This window comes from Lonsdalea quercina subsp. quercina (genome assembly GCF_000688695.1).
GTDB classification, from domain to species: domain Bacteria; phylum Pseudomonadota; class Gammaproteobacteria; order Enterobacterales; family Enterobacteriaceae; genus Lonsdalea; species Lonsdalea quercina_D.
In genome coordinates, this window is the sequence record NZ_JIBQ01000010.1 from 1 (window position 1) to 17,008 (window position 17,008).

General features: G+C 58.6%; 11 protein-coding genes and 4 other RNA genes. 8 read left to right on the forward strand and 7 right to left on the reverse strand.

All coding sequences use genetic code 11. The features are described from left to right. Window positions 1-102 precede the first annotated feature (102 nt). From SB13_RS17360 to SB13_RS17375, 4 genes are all read left to right on the forward strand, one after another. Window positions 103-233, forward strand: a non-coding RNA gene (locus SB13_RS17360) — RtT sRNA. Window positions 234-278: 45 nt separating this feature from the next. Next, window positions 279-409: non-coding RNA, RtT sRNA (locus SB13_RS17365), on the forward strand. A 46-nt stretch (window positions 410-455) separates the two neighbouring features. Further along, window positions 456-586, forward strand: a non-coding RNA gene (locus SB13_RS17370) — RtT sRNA. Between the two features lie 223 nt (window positions 587-809). Beyond that, a non-coding RNA gene (locus SB13_RS17375) (RtT sRNA) lies at window positions 810-940 on the forward strand. A gap of 67 nt (window positions 941-1,007) precedes the next feature. Here SB13_RS17375 and SB13_RS10960 read toward each other — a convergent pair. Continuing rightward, window positions 1,008-1,964: a carbon-nitrogen hydrolase family protein gene (locus tag SB13_RS10960; protein WP_051616532.1), complete on the reverse strand. Its 957-nt coding sequence runs from the start codon at window positions 1,962-1,964 to the stop codon at window positions 1,008-1,010. A 112-nt stretch (window positions 1,965-2,076) separates the two neighbouring features. Between SB13_RS10960 and SB13_RS10965 the strand changes: the two genes are divergently transcribed. The 4 genes from SB13_RS10965 (at window position 2,077) to yjiA (ending at window position 6,723) form a co-directional block, all read left to right on the forward strand. Continuing rightward, complete coding sequence (locus tag SB13_RS10965; protein WP_026740396.1) at window positions 2,077-3,000, forward strand: LysR family transcriptional regulator; 924 nt, start codon at window positions 2,077-2,079, stop codon at window positions 2,998-3,000. 336 nt (window positions 3,001-3,336) lie between these two features. Continuing rightward, window positions 3,337-5,487, forward strand: a complete 2,151-nt coding sequence (locus SB13_RS10970; RefSeq protein WP_026740397.1) for a carbon starvation CstA family protein — start codon at window positions 3,337-3,339, stop codon at window positions 5,485-5,487. A 52-nt stretch (window positions 5,488-5,539) separates the two neighbouring features. Then, window positions 5,540-5,743, forward strand: a complete 204-nt coding sequence (locus tag SB13_RS10975) for a YbdD/YjiX family protein (protein ID WP_026740398.1) — start codon at window positions 5,540-5,542, stop codon at window positions 5,741-5,743. Between the two features lie 17 nt (window positions 5,744-5,760). Continuing rightward, window positions 5,761-6,723 carry a GTPase gene (yjiA, locus tag SB13_RS10980; RefSeq protein WP_026740399.1) on the forward strand — a complete coding sequence of 321 codons (963 nt, stop codon included), beginning with the start codon at window positions 5,761-5,763 and terminating at the stop codon, window positions 6,721-6,723. 27 nt (window positions 6,724-6,750) lie between these two features. Here yjiA and btsR read toward each other — a convergent pair whose 3' ends face one another. The 6 genes from btsR to cmoM form a co-directional block, all read right to left on the reverse strand. Beyond that, on the reverse strand, window positions 6,751-7,470 hold the full coding sequence (gene btsR / locus SB13_RS10985) for a two-component system response regulator BtsR (RefSeq protein ID WP_026740400.1): 720 nt from the start codon (window positions 7,468-7,470) through the stop codon (window positions 6,751-6,753). Next, on the reverse strand, window positions 7,464-9,152 hold the full coding sequence (locus tag SB13_RS10990; protein ID WP_026740401.1) for a sensor histidine kinase: 1,689 nt from the start codon (window positions 9,150-9,152) through the stop codon (window positions 7,464-7,466). The genes btsR and SB13_RS10990 overlap by 7 nt, the downstream gene beginning before the upstream one ends. A gap of 537 nt (window positions 9,153-9,689) precedes the next feature. Continuing rightward, a complete protein-coding gene (gene mukB / locus SB13_RS10995; RefSeq protein WP_026740402.1) occupies window positions 9,690-14,132 on the reverse strand; it encodes a chromosome partition protein MukB in 4,443 nt (1,480 codons plus the stop codon). Further along, a complete protein-coding gene (gene mukE, locus SB13_RS11000; RefSeq protein ID WP_026740403.1) occupies window positions 14,129-14,848 on the reverse strand; it encodes a chromosome partition protein MukE in 720 nt (239 codons plus the stop codon). The genes mukB and mukE overlap by 4 nt, the downstream gene beginning before the upstream one ends. Next, entirely contained in the window at window positions 14,829-16,151 is a 1,323-nt protein-coding gene (gene mukF, locus SB13_RS11005) for a chromosome partition protein MukF (protein ID WP_026740404.1), read from the reverse strand. Before mukF ends, mukE begins: the two co-directional genes overlap by 20 nt. Then, complete coding sequence (gene cmoM / locus SB13_RS11010) at window positions 16,148-16,933, reverse strand: tRNA uridine 5-oxyacetic acid(34) methyltransferase CmoM (protein WP_026740405.1); 786 nt, start codon at window positions 16,931-16,933, stop codon at window positions 16,148-16,150. Before cmoM ends, mukF begins: the two co-directional genes overlap by 4 nt. Between the last annotated feature and the right edge of the window lie 75 nt (window positions 16,934-17,008).

Here is a 17,008-nt window from a genome sequence, read left to right on the forward strand (position 1 = left end):
CAGGCCACCCGAAGGGCAAGGCGCGCAGCGCCGCATTGAATCCCTCCCTCACCGCCATATTTACAGAGAAAGCCCGAACTTACGTTTGGGCTTTTTTTATGCAGAGATCCCCTTGAGGGAGGGTGAGAACCCTCGTCAGGGTTCGACAAAACGGCAGCGCCGTTTTGCATGGCCGTCAGGCCACCCGAAGGGCAAGGCGCGCAGCGCCGCAGTGAATCCCTCCCTCACCGCCATATTTACAGAGAAAGCCCGAACTTACGTTTGGGCTTTTTTTATGCAGAAATCCCCTAGAGGGAGGGTGAGAACCTTCGTCAGGGTTCGACAAAACGGCAGCGCCGTTTTGCATGGCCGTCAGGCCACCCGAAGGGCAAGGCGCGCAGCGCCGCAGTGAATCCCTCCCTCACCGCCATATTTACAGAGAAAGCCCGAACTTACGTTTGGGCTTTTTTTTATGCAGAGATCCCCTTGAGGGAGGGTGAGAACCCTCGTCAGGGTTCGACAAAACGGCAGCGCCGTTTTGCATGGCCGTCAGGCCACCCGAAGGGCAAGGCGCGCAGCGCCGCAGTGAATCCCTCCCTCACCGCCATATTCCATAAGAAAGCCTGAGCGAAAGTTCAGGCTTTTTTGTATTCAGAGATCCCCTTGAGGGAGGGTGAGAACCCTCGCCAGGGTTCGACAAAACGGCATCGCCGTTTTGCATGGCCGTCAGGCCACCCACAGGGCAAGGCGCGCAGCGCCGCCGTGAATCCCTCCCTCACCGCCATATTTACAGAGAAAGCCTGAACTCACATTCAGGCTTTTTTGTATTCAGAAATCCCCTAGAGGGAGGGTGAGAACCCTCGTCAGGGTTCGACAAAACGGCATCGCCGTTTTGCATGGCCGTCAGGCCACCCGAAGGGCAAGGCGCGCAGCGCCGCTGTGAATCCCTCCCTCACCGCGACACCGAGATAAAAAGCCTGAATTTATATTCAGGCTTTTCTTCTAACGAAAACACCTCCCACACTGCATTATTTCTTCAGCTCGTTCGCCCCATCCCCCGCCGCATTCATATATCGCACCGCCGCGCGGGGCGTTTCATCCACCGTCAGGGTAAACACGTCTGGGCGAGCATAGTGGCCGGTGATGTCCATATCGTAGCGGGCTTTGACCAGGTCATCGGTGTCGATCTCCGCCGTCAGCAGCCCCACCTTCCCCGTGAACGGCCCCGCCAACACGTTGCCCATCGGGTCGACGATCAGGCTGCCGCCGTTGATCAACGGACGGTTATCGTCCCAGGCCGTCACGCTGATCCCCAACTCGGCGGGCGACGCCTGGATCTGACAGGCGGTGATGACAAAGCAGCGCCCTTCGTGAGCGATGTGCCGCATGGACGCCTGCCAGTTTTCACGTTCGTCCACGGTCGGCGCGCACCAAATCTCCACGCCCTTGCCATACATCGCCATGCGCAGCGCGGGCATATGGTTTTCCCAACAAATCGCCGCGCCGACCTTCCCGGCCTGCGTGTTGACGACGGTCAGCGTCGAGCCGTCTCCCTGCCCCCAGATCAACCGCTCAGTACCGGTCGGCATCAGTTTGCGATGCTTGCCGACCAACCCGCCCTCAGGCGTGAAGAACAGCGCGGTGCAGTAGAGCGTATTGCCGTCACGTTCGATGGCTCCGACCACCAGCGACGCGCCAGTGCGGGCGGATAACCCCGCCAGCGCCTCGCACTCTTCGCCGTTAAGATCGATAGCGTTGTGGTAGTAGCGCGCATAGGCCTCGCGCCCTTCCGGCAGACGATAGCCCAAATAGGTACCGAAAATTTCCCCTTTAGGATATCCCCCCAAAAGCGCCTCCGGCATGACGACGAGCGCACAACCGCTGCGCGCAATCTCGTCCTCATACGCCAAAATATCTGCTAACGTCGCCGCCTTCCCAGCGGGAGAAGACCCTAGTTGCAGTGCCGCCACGACGGATTTCGCCATACTCTGTTCCCCTGTCATCAATGGTGGATTGCCGCCTCGCCGATGAGGCGGCATGGGCTTCAGAGTGGCACTGCGCTAGAATGAATAAAACCCCCTTTTATCGCTGAATACTATGAATGAGATTAATATCGGAGCGCTGGATCTCAATTTACTGAAAACCTTCGAGGCGTTATATGAAGAAGGCAGCGCCAGCCGCGCGGGCGTCAGACTCGGGTTAACTCAGTCCGCCGTAAGCGCCGCCTTAAAACGACTCAAAACGCTGTATCACGATCCGCTGTTTATCCGCAACGGGCGCGGATTGTCGCCCACGCCCAGAGCCAGCGAACTCCAGCCGCTGGTCAGCGATGCCTTGAACAAATGCCGTGAAACGCTGCTGTTGTTAAACAACGAAACGGCGTCTTATGCTGGCCGAACGGTCATCGTGGGTTTGTCTGATGATTTCGAGTTGGCGCTGGGGCAGCCGTTGCTGCAGACATTGCATCAGCAGTCCCCCGGCCTGCGCGTTGTGTTCCGGCAGACCCACAGCCAGATCGCCGCCGATATGCTGCTGCGACACGAGCTGGATCTGGCGCTGACGGCCGGGGGATTCACCTATCGCTCACTGTCCAAAAGTCATTTGGCCACCGGGGGCTACGCCTGCCTGATCGCTTCAACGCCGGACGCGCCTCCGCCGTCGCTCACGCTGGAGGCGTTTATTCGCCGTCCGCACCTGCTGGTCTCACACGGCGGTTATATTGGTCTGATGGATGAAAAGCTGACGGAGCTCGGGCTCAGCCGTACCGTCGGGGCATCGACCACCCACTTCGCCGCCATTCCTTGGCTACTAAAAGACAGCGATCTGGTTACGACCATCCCAGCGCACGCGGCAAGGGCCATCGCCGGAATGGTGCCGACGCTGCGCTGCGTACCTTGTCCGCTGGCGATGCCGAGCTATGCAATAGAGATAGGGTGCCGCCAACCGGCACTGCGCGACCGGCCGATACAGTGGGTACGCGAAGCACTGACCGAATTGACGAATGTCTTCGACTGGTCCTGAAGGACGATAAATTGATATCGGTAACACTTTTGATATTTTGTCGCGGAATCTGTCTCTCGTTCCGTGGCCTGCTTCTGTGTTTTACGGCCTTTGATGAGATCACCGTCACACATTTCAGTGCGAAATAACCTCATGAATACCACTGGCGCGCGCCCATGACCGCTTAGGGGTGCTATCCCACCGCTTACGCAATTATCCCACCGACCAACCGCAAAATTCGCCACGATAGCCGCCAGTATCAACACTGGCTTTATCTCTAACCCCTAAAACCCATACAGCCTTATTAAAGCAGCCCGTTTCGCTGTTTTACTGGTTCGTCTGACAAGCAGGTTTTGTATGAAAAATAATACGTTACTCAAACATATTCCCTGGGTGGTCATCGGCATCATCGGCGCGTTTTGCCTCGCGGTCGTCGCGCTGCGCCGGGGAGAAAACGTCAGCGCGCTGTGGATTGTGGTCGCGTCCGTCTCCGTCTATCTGGTGGCGTATCGCTATTACAGCCTGTACATCGCCCAGAAAGTCATGAAATTGGACCCGACGCGCGCGACGCCCGCCGTCATCAATAATGATGGTCTCAACTACGTGCCCACCAACCGCTACGTGCTGTTCGGACATCACTTCGCGGCCATTGCGGGCGCCGGACCGCTAGTAGGACCGGTTCTGGCGGCGCAGATGGGCTACCTTCCCGGTACGCTTTGGCTGCTGGCCGGCGTCGTACTGGCCGGTGCCGTGCAAGATTTCATGGTGCTGTTTATCTCCTCTCGCCGCAACGGCGCGTCGCTAGGTGAGATGATTAAGGAAGAAATGGGCCGCGTGCCGGGCACCATCGCCCTGTTCGGCTGTTTCCTGATCATGATCATCATTCTGGCGGTGCTGGCGTTGATTGTGGTGAAAGCGCTGGCGGAAAGTCCGTGGGGCGTCTTCACCGTCTGCTCGACGGTGCCGATCGCCTTGTTCATGGGCATCTACATGCGCTTCCTTCGTCCGGGCCGTGTGGGCGAGGTTTCCGTCATCGGTATTGTGCTGCTGGTCGCGTCCATTTGGTTCGGCGGCATCATTGCTCATGACCCGTTCTGGGGGCCGGCGCTCACCTTCAAAGACACCACTATCACCTTCACGCTGATCGGTTATGCGTTCGTCTCCGCACTCCTGCCGGTCTGGCTGATTCTGGCGCCGCGCGACTATCTGGCGACGTTCTTGAAGATCGGGGTCATCGTCGGTCTGGCGGTCGGTATCGTGATCCTGAACCCGGACCTGAAAATGCCCGCCATCACTCAATACGTCGACGGCACCGGCCCGCTGTGGAAAGGCGCGTTGTTCCCCTTCCTGTTTATCACCATCGCCTGCGGCGCGGTCTCCGGCTTTCATGCGCTGATCGCCTCCGGCACCACGCCGAAGCTGCTGGCCTGCGAAACGGATGCGCGTTTCATCGGCTACGGCGCCATGCTGATGGAGTCCTTCGTCGCCATCATGGCGCTGGTGGCCGCTTCCATTATTGAGCCGGGCCTCTACTTCGCGATGAACACCCCGCCGTCGGGTCTTGGCATCGTCATGCCGAACCTGCACCAACTGGGGACGGAAAACGCCCCGCTGGTCTTGTCGCAGCTGAAAGAAGTCACCACGCAGGCGGCGGCGACCGTCAGCAGCTGGGGCTTCGTGATTTCACCGGAAGAGATTCTGCAGACCGCCAAAGACATAGGCGAACCCTCCGTTCTGAACCGCGCAGGCGGCGCGCCGACGCTGGCCGTGGGGATCGCGCTGGTGTTCCACCAGATTATTCCCGCCGCGGATATGGGCTTCTGGTATCACTTCGGCATTCTGTTTGAGGCGCTGTTTATTCTTACCGCGTTGGATGCCGGCACGCGCTCTGGCCGCTTCATGCTGCAAGACCTGCTGGGCAACTTCATCCCCTTCCTGAAGAAAACCAACTCGCTGCCCGCCGGCATCGTCGGCACGGCCGGTTGTGTGGGGCTGTGGGGCTACCTGCTCTATCAGGGCGTCGTGGATCCGCTCGGCGGAGTGAAGAGCCTATGGCCGCTGTTCGGCATTTCCAACCAGATGCTGGCTGCGGTCGCGCTGGTACTCGCCGCCGTCGTCTTGGTGAAAATGAAGCGCACGCAATACATTTGGGTTCCGCTGGTGCCTGCCACCTGGCTGCTGATATGCACCACCTGGGCGCTGGGTATGAAACTGTTTAGCACCAACCCGCAGATGGAAGGTTTCCTGTTCATGGCGCGGGAGTATAAGGCACGGATTCTGGCGGGCGGCGAACTGACCGCGCAGGAGGTCGCGAATATGAATCACATCGTGATCAACAACTACACCAACGCAGGTCTGAGTATTCTCTTCCTGGTGGTGGTCTACAGTATTATCTTCTACGGTATTCGCACCTGGCTGAATGCAAGAAAAACGGATCAGCGGACGGACAAGGAAACGCCGTACGTTCCCGTCCCTGAAGGCGGCGTCAAAACCTCTTCGGGACATTGATGATGATCAGCACAGCCCCGCCTTGGCGGGGCTGAACCCTTAGGAAAACACGATGTTTGATCAACTCGGCAAGGCGTCAAAGTATCTTGGACAGGCCGCTCGTATGCTGATTGGGATCCCTGACTATGAAACCTATGTCACGCATATGCAGACCAACCATCCTGACAGCCCGGTCATGACCTACGAAGAATTTTTCCGTGAGCGTCAACAGGCGCGCTACGGCGGCGACGGTAAAGGCGGCATGCGCTGCTGCTGACCCAGAGGAGAATCATGATGACCCCCATTCCCGTCACGGTGTTAACCGGTTTCCTCGGCGCGGGCAAAACCACCCTGCTGCGCCATATCCTCAATGCCCCCCACGGCTTAAGCATCGCCGTAATTGAAAACGAGTTTGGCGATGTCGCCTTCGATGACCAGCTCATCGGCGACCGCGCTACGCAAATCAAAACGCTGACCAACGGCTGCATCTGCTGTACGCGCTCCAACGAACTGGAAGATGCGCTGCGCGATCTGCTCGACGGTCGGGACAAGGGCGACATTGCCTTCGACAGGCTGATGATCGAATGCACCGGCATGGCCGACCCAGGCCCGATCCTGCAAACTTTTTTCTCGCATGAAATACTGTGTGAGCGCTATTTGCTGGACGGCGTCATCACGCTGGTGGACGCCGTGCACGCCGATGAACAGCTGGATCGCTTTCCGCTGGCGCAATCGCAAGTAGGCTATGCCGACCGACTGCTGTTAACCAAAACCGACCTGGCGGGCGACCACACGGCGCTGACCGAGCGCCTTGGCAGAATTAACGCCCGCGCGCCAATCTACCCGGTCACGCAGGGTGATATCAATCTGTCGCACCTGTTCAACACCCGCGGTTTCCTGCTCGACGAGCGCGTGGTCGCCGCCAAGCCGGTGTACCGTTTTGCCCCCGGCAAGCCGGATGACATCGCCTCCATCGTCGTGACGCTCGACTACCCGGTCGCGCTGGATGCCGTGTCCAAAGTCATGGAGGGCTTGCTGGTCGGTTTTACCGATAACCTGCTGCGCTACAAAGGCATGCTGTGGATTGAGGATCAGCCTCGTTGCCTACTGTTTCAGGGCGTGCAACGCCTGTACAACGCCGATTGGGATCGCGAATGGCTTCCCGAGGAGACGCGGCGCAGCACGCTGATTTTTATCGGCGTGCAACTACCGGAACAGAATATCCGCCAGGCCTTTGAGGCCCTGCGACCGCAATGACCCGCTTCACGGGCAACGCCGCGCGGCTCACAGCCCCAGCGTTTCCTTCAGGTTTTTGAGATAGCGGCGGCTGACCGGCACGGTTTGACCGTCGCGCAGCAGTAGCTCCGCCTGCCCGTTGTCCTCCAGACGGATTTCACTCAGATGGGCCATATTGACCAGATATTGACGATGACAGCGCAGCAGCGGCGTGCGGTTTTCCAGCGTCCGCAGCGTCAGGTCGGTGAACCCTTCCCGGCCGCCATGGCTGGCGACAAAAACCCCGCTCATGCGGCTGCTGACGTAGGCCACATCTTCCATCTGCAGCAGATAGATACGGCCGCGACCGTTGCAGGGAATGAATTTAAGCGGCGGCTGTTGATCAGAAAGCACGGAAATATCCTGCTCCTGTCGTTCCTGCCGCAAACGCGTCAGGGTTTTCTGCAACCGCGGGGATTCGATGGGTTTGAGCAGATAATCAAACGCATGTTCTTCGAATGCCTTGACCGCGTATTCATCAAATGCGGTCAGAAATACCGTGTATGGCCGGTATTGATTTTCCAGCATCCCCACCATCTCCAGACCGCTGATGCGCGGCATTTGAATGTCGAGAAACATGACGTCGGGGCGCAGGGCATGAACGGCGCCGATGGCTTCCACGGCGTTGGCGCATTCGCCGACAATCTCGATATCGCTCTCCTCTTGCAGTAACACACGCAGGTTTTCCCTCGCCAGCGGTTCATCGTCGACAATCAACACTCTCAACATAGACGCTCCTCCAAAGGCAGCCGCAGGATGATACGGGTAAACCAATCCGGCTCACAGGTGACGGTCAGACCATAACTGTCGCCAAAACGCGCGCGCAGGCGCTTATCCACCAAACTCATGCCCAGTCCGGTACTGCTCTGGCTGGGCTGATAAAGACCGGCATTATCTTCTATCGCCAGAATCAGATATCCCCCCTCCTGGCTGGCCTGAATCGTGATTTGGCCCACGCCCAGCAGCTGTGAGGTGCCGTGCTTGATGGCATTTTCGACAATGGGTTGCAGCGTAAACGCGGGCAGCCTCTGCATCGACAGTTCATCCGGGACTTTCAACTGGACGTTCAGCCGCGACTGAAATCGCGCCTTTTCAATTTGCAGATAGGCGTTAACGTGATCCAGCTCATCAGCCAGCGTGACGATTTCCGTCGAGCGCTTAAGATTTTTGCGAAAGAAGGTCGACAGATACTGCACCAGCTGACCGGCTTTGTCGCTGTCGTGGCGGATGACGGCCATCAGCGTATTGAGCGCGTTAAACAGAAAATGCGGATTCACCTGCGCATGCAGCAGTTTGATCTCTGACTGGGCCAACAGCACCTTCTGGTCCTCATACTTGCCGGCGAGAATTTGCGCCGACAGCAACTGCGCGATCCCCTCGCCTAACGTCCGATTGATGGAGCTGAACAGGCGATGCTTGGCTTCATAGAGCTTAATCGTCCCGATGACGCACTGGTTCTCGCCGCGCAATGGAATCACCAGCGTTGAGCCGAGTTTGCACTGCGGATGGAGCGAGCAGCGGTACGGCGTTTCATTGCCATCCGCGTACACGACCTCGCCGGTTTCCAGCGCGCGCCAGGTATAGTCGGACGAGATGGGCTTGCCCGGCAAATGGTGGTCGNCGCCGATGCCGGTAAACGCCAGCAGTTTCTCACGGTCGGTGATCGCCACCGCGCCGATATCCAGCTCCTGAAACAGCACCTGCGCCACCTTGGTGCTGTTCTCTTCGTTGAAGCCCTGCCGCAATATTCCCTCGGTCGAGGCCGCCACCCGCAACGCCGTGGCGGAAAATGCCGAGGTGTATTTTTCAAACATCGCGCGCTTATCCAGCAGGATACGCATAAACATCGCCGCGCCGACCGTGTTGGTCACCATCATAGGCGCGGCGATGTTTTGAACCAGCTGTAACGCTTCCTGAAACGGGCGGGCAAGCAGCAGAATAATCGCCATCTGCGTCAGCTCGGCGACCAACGTTATCGCCCCCGCTGTGAATGGGCTAAACAGGCTGTCGCTGCGCCCGCGCCGGATCAACACGCTATGCACCAGTCCGCCCAGCAGTCCTTCGGTAATGGTGGAAATCATGCAGCTGAACGCCGTCATCCCGCCCATGGCGTAACGATGCAGACCGCCGGTCAGGCCAACCAGTCCGCCGACTNCCGGCCCGCCCAGCAAGCCGCCCATAACGGCGCCGATAGCGCGCGTGTTGGCGATCGAATCGTCAATATGCAGACCCAGATAGGTTCCCATAATGCAGAACATGGAGAAGGTGACGTAACACAGCAGCTTGTGCGGTAACCGCACCGTGATTTGAATTAAAGGGATAAACAGACGAGTTTTACTCATCAACCAGGCGATGACTAAAAACACACACATTTGCTGCAACAGCAGTAACACCAAATTAAATGCGTACATACCCGGAGGCCACCAGTTTTCTGTGCAATGACCTTAACCTGTATCATTTAGGGTTTCTTTGAATCGTGGCATAAAACTGACAAAAAGTGGTCAAAAAACCCGGCGCCAGCGTCATCCATCCGGGAGATTAGACGAAGCGTGCTACCTGACGAAATCAGGATGCGTGATCTCCTGTTTTTGCTCTGCAGTCGTCACCACTCGGCGGGGTGATGAATAAAAATAAGTGACAACGTCACTAGCCACGAATGGAGGACGTTAGAGGTAACTCCGCAATGATCACGGAAGTTGGAAGTTGGAAGTTGGAAGTTGGAAGTTGGAAGTTGGAAGTTGGAAGTTGGAAGTTGGAAGTTGGAAGTTGGAAGTTGGAAGTTGGAAGTTGGCGCTTGGCGGTTGGAGTTGGAGTTGGAGTTGGAGGTTGGAAGGCGCAGACGGCGTTTCACCCGAATGGAAATGGAGCCACAACAAGACACATAAGATGAAAAGAAAATAACAGGCGATCCCCGCCTCAGCGGAGATCGCCTCTATGTATGCGCGGCGCTACGACGTCGGCGTTGCCACACTCTCTTCGGTCTCGCTGGCGAAACCGCGCAGACCCACCACATGCACGTGCTCGTGGTTCTGGTAGACCTTACGGACCAGCTTGTAGGTGGTGCCTTTCTCTGGGCTGATGTTCTCCGGCGCTGCGATGATCAGCTGCATTTCCAGCCGCTCACACAGCTCGAATAGCGTGGCGATGGACTTGGCATCCAGACGCGCCGCTTCATCGAGGAACAGCAGACGACAAGGCGATATATCCTTGCCGCGCAGCCGCTTAGACTCCTCTTCCCAGCTCTGCACCACCATGACCAGAATGGACATCCCGGTCCCGATAGCTTCCCCGGTCGACAGCGCCCCGCTCTCCGCACGCAGCCAGCCGTCGGTGCCGCGATTGACTTCCACTTCCATCTCCAGATAGTTGCGGTAGTCCAGCAGCTCCTCGCCGATGGTCTGCGGCGCGCGCTGGCCCATATCGATTTCCGGATTCAGGCGCTGATAGAGTTTCGCCAACGCTTCCGAGAAGGTCAGACGGTTGCTGCTAAACAGATCCTGATGCATCTCCTGCTGTTCCGACAGCACGTTCAGAAGCGTGGTATGCGTTTCACGCACGTTCACATTCAAGCGGACGCTGTTGACCTGACCGAACGCCACCGCCTGCAGCCCCTGGTTCAGCATGCGAATACGGTTCTGCTCGCGCTGAATGGTTTTGCGAATGATGTTGGCTACGCTGCGGGAACTGATCGCCAGCGTTTTCTCGCGCGACGTCAGCTCTTCCGTCAGACGGTTAAGCTCGATCTCCATCTGTTCGATGGCTTCCACCGGGTCATCGGTACGAATGATGTCCTGACGGATACGCTCGCGCAGATGCTGATAGACCGCGATGTAGAACTGGATTTTGCGTTCTGGCCGTTTGGGATCTTCGGACAGGCGCAGCACATCGCGCAGATGTTCGTTGTCCGCCACCGCCTGACGCAGCGCGCCCAGCGCCTTATCCGACATAGAACGAAGCTCGTCACCGCTCATGTATGCCAGTTCGCGGCGATGCAGCCGACGCTCCATGCCGTTGTCGCGCACCAGACGCATGACGGAGCACCAGCCCGACTTGGCGGTGACGACCTGTTCACGCATCACATGGTAGTCGCGCTCCAGCTTCCGCAGTTTCTTCTGCAGGGTATCCATTTCGGCTTCGCAGAAGGTCAGCTGTTTTTCCAGCTGGTTACGGCGCGCACGGTTGTTGCTCAACGCCGCATGCAGTTCGTCGCGACGCTGACGGGCGCGGGCTTCGGACTCGGCATCCGCGCGCACGCCGATCTCCGTCAGTTCCTGCGTCAGCTCTTTCAGCATGTCGCGCTTGGCGTCATAGGCGCTTTTCAGCGACGCCTGTAGCTGGCTGTACTGCGTCAGCTGAGCCTGATGCTGACGCAGCTGTTCACGGGCGCGGGTGCGCTCGGTTTCGGCCTGCTCCAGCCGCTGACGCAGCTTGTCGTTGAGATCGGCGTCGGCATTCAGCATGCTCGCGGAATCGGTATAGCTGAAGTGTGCGCGGCGCTGCACCACTTCGGTCAGCGCGAAAGCCTGCTGTTTGGCCAGACGCTGCGCGCTCTGCGCCTGCGCGTAGTCCGCCTGCAACTGTTCGTGCTGCTGCGGGTCGTTCTGCAAGACGCTGACCAGCGGCTCCAGCTGCGCCAACGTCGCGCCGTGTTGCTGAATGAAACGCGCGGCGTCCTCCGCCTCGTCAAGCTCCTCGCGGATTTCGTCCACGCGATCGGCCAACGCGTCGTCACACAACAGGCTGATACGCGGGATCAGGCGGTTCAGCAGCGCCGTATTCTCTTTCGCCTGCTCATATTGTTGGCGCTGCTGCTGATTTTCATTATCGAAATTGCTGATGGCCCGCTCCAGCTCGCCGCGACGGCTGTTGAGCTGGCGGATGTCCTCTTCCGGATCGTCATCGAACGCCACGGCCAGATGCGCGCCGATAAAGCGGCTGAACGCCTGATGCAGGCGCTGCGTTTTCTGGACGTCGAACGACAGCGTGGCGTACTGCTCGGAGAGCGCGTCGCGTTCGCTGCGCAGGCTTTCCAGACGCTGTTCGCGCGCGGCGCGGCCAAACAACGGCACGGACGGGAAGCGCGAATAACGCCACTGACGGTCGGCGATCTTCACAACGACCGCTTTCTCCAGCTCTTCCACTTCGAACACGCTGTCATCGAACGACTGCGGATCGCCCTCGATCAGGTAGAGATCTTCCGGGCAATCTTCCAGACCGGAGAGCTGTTCGCGCACCAGCGACAGGTCCGCCACCACAATCGCGTGACGAGACGGTCCGTAGAGCGCGGAGAAGTACGGCGCGTCGTCCAGCGTGACATCGTCGTAGATCTCCGACAATAGTACCCCGCCAAAACGCTCCGCCAGCGCGTTCAAGCGCTGATCTTCCGAACCGCCCGGCTGGCTGAGCCGTTCGATCTGCGCCTCGACTTCGCGCTTGCGGGCCGCCACTTCGTCGCGCTCGACGGTGGTTTCGCGCTCACGCTCCAGCAGTTGCTGCATGCATTCCGTGACCTGACGACTGTCCTCGAAATCTTCCCCGCTCTGTTCACTGAGCTGGGACAATGTTTCCTGCGCCGCCAGCCATACCGGCGCGCGGGCCGTCAGCTGCTGGATACGCTGCTGGATCTGATCCAGCTCCTGACGCAACGCCATACGGCGTTCGCCGGCTTCCGCCACCAGTCCGGCCAACTCTTCGATCTGGGCGTCTAACGCCTGCTGCACGCCTTCAAGCTCTTCCGGCTGATACTCCTGACCGTTGCGCTTGGCAAAGTCCTGCAGCAGACGTTCAGCATCCTGCTGCTCGCGCAGACGCTGTTCAAGTTCGGACAACCGCATCCGCAGCGGCTGTACGCGGTCGGCCTGATAACGCTGGGAGGCGCTGTCGCGCAAGACATCTTTCGCAACCTGCCAGGCTTCGCTGCGGCTGACCGCGCCCGCGACGCGGGTCACCAGCTGATAGGCCTGTTCGTATTGGCTGTGCGCCGCATCCGCCACGCTCAATTTCTGCTCTAGCATCAGCAGCAGTTCGGTGGCTTCCTGCTCGCGGGCGTGGAACGTGTCCAGCCAGTCATCGGCGTTTTCCGGCGTGAGATCCGGCTGCTGACAAAGCGCCCGGGCGCGCTCCAAGGCCTGCTGCGCCTGTTGATACTGAATGGCGCGCGTTTGCTGCGCGTCCAGCGCCTGCTGGTAGTCCGCCAGCTGGCTTTTCAGCTCGTCGACTTCCTGCTCCGCCGCGTCGGCGCGCTCCTGATTCTCTTCTTGCTGATCGTGCGCTTCCGCCACGATTTCGTTCTGTTCTTCGAGCTTGTCACTCAGCTCTTCCAGATCGCCGCTGTAGCGCTCAATTTTTTCCTGCTGACGCATCGCCGTCTGCACCAGACTCAAATGGTCGCTGGCAGACTGATAGTCAGTTTCGAGATCGCTTTCCGCGCCGCTGTGCTCTTGAAGCTCGCGCGACATTTCCACATGGCGGTACTGCTCGGTCGCCAGCTGCTTGCGGCTGCCGAACAGGTCACGGCGCAGCGTCAACGCGTCGTCCAGATGAATGCGTCGCTCATTGGCGTGCCGCATGTAGTCCGCCGCCACGTAGGAGGTGGCTTCAGAAATCAGGTGTTTGAACAAATCGCGGTCAGACTGGGTGACGCGGATCGCTTCAAGCGTCATGCGGTTTTCACGCAGCGCGGCTTCCATATCCTGAAACGCCTTACGCACCCCGCTGTTTTCCGGCAGAAGGTAGTCGCGCAGCGAGCGGGTGATGGCGCTGGAAATACCGCCATACAACGACGCTTCGATCAGACGATAGAATTTGCTGCGGTCGGACGCAGAGCGCAGCCGCCGCGGCACAATCCCCAAATCGAACATCAGCGAGTGGTAGTCGGTGATGGAGTTGAACTGCTTGAACTGCACCCCGTCGATCTCTTCGAGACGCTCTTTCAGCTCCGGCAACGGCAGCACGCGCGCCTGACGTTCGCCCACGGTCTGGGTCAGAATTTCTGTCGGGGCGACGGAGGTCGGCAGCCCCTGAATGGTGAAGGGTTTGATGTCCACCTTGCGATCGCGACCGGCGACCTGCTGCAGGCGCACCCCCACTAGCACGCGCTGGTGACGGGAGTTCACCACGTCGAGAATGGAATAGCACACCCCGGCGCGCAGCTTTCCGTGCAAGCCTTTATCGCGAGAGCCGGAGGTCGCCCCGGCCTCGGTGGTGTTACGAAAGTGCAGCAGGGTCAGGTCGGGGATCAGCGCGGTGACGAAGGCCGCCATCGTGGTGGACTTCCCGGCGCCGTTACCGCCCGACAGCGTGGTGACCAGTTCATCCAGGTCGAAGGTACGGGCGAAGAAACCGTTCCAGTTAACCAGCGTCAGTGAGCGAAATTTACCGCGTTCAATCATTCCTGTTCATCCTCAACACTCTGGTTATCGCCGCTTGACTCTCCGTCGTCGCTGTCTTCGAGCGACAGGCTGCTTTCCNCCGGCATGGCTTCGCCATCGCGGATCATGCGCAGCTGCGCTTCACGCGGGTCGTCGCCGCTGCGCACATCGGCGCCGAAGCGGAACACCGCCTCGGTAATGCGGAATTTGCTGTTGTCGCTGCCCATGAAGTAGATCATACCCAGTCGACGCAGACGGTTCAGCGAGGTGCGCACTTTTTCCTGCAGTTTCTGGCGGTCCAGATCCGAACCGGTGGAGCGCTGATTGACCAGCTTCAGCAGTTTGTTTTCATCCGCCAGGCTCATCAGCTCGTCGTAGAGATCCTGCTGGCTGAAAATGCCCTCATGCGCGAGACGTTCAGGACTGAGATAGAGATAGCAGAGGATTTTTCCCACCATCATATCCAGTTCCGACAGGACGGAGCGCGGGATCAGCGTCGTCGAACGCGGACGCAGATAGAAAAAGCCCTCCGGCGCACGAATCAGTTCTACGTTGTAGCGGCTGTAGAAGAACTCCAGCTCCTCCTGAAAGTCCATCAGCAGGGCATGGTTTTCCAGCTCTTCGACGCCAATATGGCGTCCAGCGCGCAGTTGGCTGTCCAACGCCGGAAACTGCGCGTTGGACAGCGCGGCCATCAGTTTGGCCGTGATAATTGGTTCAATATTTGTCGATGACATGGGCCTGTACCTTGGCTCCGTAATCATTGATTGCCTGCCATTGCGCGGGCAATCCGGTAAAATCGGCTTCGGCTACGCCCAGACGCACGGCCTGGNCGACCACAATTCTGGCAACGTCAAATTGCCGGGAGCGAGGATATTGCGCCAGATAGTCGCGCATCACCTCGCTCAGAGACAGCGGAATGCGCTGCTGCTTGTATTTTTCCAACGCTTGCTCCACCAGAGCGGCAACCTGCTCACGCATCTCGCTGAACTCTTCATATTCCAGCTCCGGCGGCAGTTCCCCAGTGACCTCATCGCTGCGCAGCGCCAGCTCTTCGTCACGCATATCCAACAGCCTGTCGGCGTTGGCGTAGGTCAATGCCCACGGCTGGTCGAAATAGGTCTGCACCGACTGCCGCAACCGCTGTGAGAAGACGCGGTTTTTATCCATATCGATGGCGGTACGAATAAATTTATGCACGTGGCGGTCGTAGCCGATCCACAGGTCGATGGTCTGCTGTCCCCAACTAATGATGCGGTCCAGCTTACCCTGCAGGTCGAATACTAGGTTATCGACGAATCCCAGCGTGTCGTTGCCGAGCGTCGCGTCCTGAATGCGCAACAGATTGGCCTGCAGTTTGTCGCCCGCGGCTTCCAGCGTATCTTGCAGCTCGCGCAGGGTATCGGAGGTTTCGGTCAGCAACTGTTCACAGTTGCTGATGGCCGCGCGCCAGTCCTGCGTCAGCAGCCCGGCGATATTCTCTTTCACCCCCTGCTGCTGTTCGTCCATGATGCGCTGGGTCAGATCGATGCTGTCGAAGATTTCCGCCACCGAATATTTCAGCGGCGCGAAGACATTGCGGTGCCAGTGAAATTCGTCTCCGCCCTCTTCCGCCGCTTCTGCGGCCCGGCCCAGTTCCTGGGCGACGATGGAGAGCTGCATAGAGAGACGCAGCGCGGAGAATTCGCGCTGACGTATATAGTAGTCCGTGATCCCGATGCCAAGCGGCGTCAGTCGGTAAATGGCATTGCCGTCCGCCAGCTCGCTGGTGAACCGGTTCAACAGGCGCTGTCGCACCAGATCGTTGATTGCGTTGTTGGCACGTTGGGCAATGGTTTCGTGAGTTTGTTCGAATCCCTGGCTAACATGACGGAACGCGTCCACCAGTTCGCCTTCACTCATCTCGCCGTCCATGCGTTCGCCGTTGAGCGTGGCAATCGACAGCAAAAACGCCAGCCTTTCCGTCGGCAGCGAAATCGAAAAATCGTTTTTTCTAGCCCAGGCGACCAGTTCGGGTACGGTCTGGGAAAAATCACTCATAATGCATCCTTTAAAAGGGGCTTATGCGCCATAACGTGGATGTAACGCCCCAGGCTGACAAAAGGCTCCTGCCGGCAATAGCGCTGCTCGAGCGCCAGCAGAGTGTCAAACTCGTCAATCTGTTTTTGCTTGTCCCGCAAATAATCGTGAAATACCCGTATCCCGGTTTTGCCGCTGATAGTCAGGCCTAATGCGGACAACCATTGGTAGACCTCTTCCGGATTTAACGGATGGTCAGGGGACAGAGAACGCCGCTTGCGTTTCGGCATGCCCACTTCGACATAGCCGAAGTTTCCCAGCACCATGTTGCGCATCAAAAAGGCATGATGATTATAAAACATCAGCGATAACGCTCCACCCGGCGCCAGACAGTCCGTCAGCGTGCTTAATACCGGCTGGGGTTCAGCCACCCACTCCAACACCGCGTGAAACAATACCAGATCGGCGGGCCGATCCATATATGAGGCGATATCCTGTGCTGCGCACTGTACGACGCGCAGACGATCCGTGAGGCCTTGCGCCTCGGCGGCAGCCTGCGCCCGCCGAATCATCTCATCGGACACATCGCACAACAAGACCTGGTGTCCTAAAGCGGCCAGGCGGCAGGCCATATGACCTTCACCACCGCCTGCATCCACAATGACCAAGGGTCGTTGCGGAAGACGGGCCAGCAAGGTTTCCAGATCCTGCCACAGCACGGCCTGACGCAATTTCCCTTTGGTGGTGCCGTAGATATTCCGGGCAAATTTTTCAGCGATATCGTTAAAGTTACGATCCTGCATTCCACGGGTTCCACGCAATTGATGACGGCGCATCCGCAATGCGCCGACTCGCTCCTAATCTGACATTTTGGCACA

Bases quoted from the DNA above. Each gene is read 5' to 3' on its own strand.
- mukB (WP_026740402.1), bottom strand. From the start codon at position 14,132: ATGATTGAACGCGGTAAATTTCGCTCACTGACGCTGGTTAACTGGAAC.
- cmoM (WP_026740405.1), bottom strand. From the start codon at position 16,933: ATGCAGGATCGTAACTTTAACGATATCGCTGAAAAATTTGCCCGGAAT.
- yjiA (WP_026740399.1), top strand. From the start codon at position 5,761: ATGACCCCCATTCCCGTCACGGTGTTAACCGGTTTCCTCGGCGCGGGC.
- btsR (WP_026740400.1), bottom strand. From the start codon at position 7,470: ATGTTGAGAGTGTTGATTGTCGACGATGAACCGCTGGCGAGGGAAAAC.
- SB13_RS10970 (WP_026740397.1), top strand. From the start codon at position 3,337: ATGAAAAATAATACGTTACTCAAACATATTCCCTGGGTGGTCATCGGC.
- SB13_RS10960 (WP_051616532.1), bottom strand. From the start codon at position 1,964: ATGGCGAAATCCGTCGTGGCGGCACTGCAACTAGGGTCTTCTCCCGCT.
- SB13_RS10965 (WP_026740396.1), top strand. From the start codon at position 2,077: ATGAATGAGATTAATATCGGAGCGCTGGATCTCAATTTACTGAAAACC.
- SB13_RS10975 (WP_026740398.1), top strand. From the start codon at position 5,540: ATGTTTGATCAACTCGGCAAGGCGTCAAAGTATCTTGGACAGGCCGCT.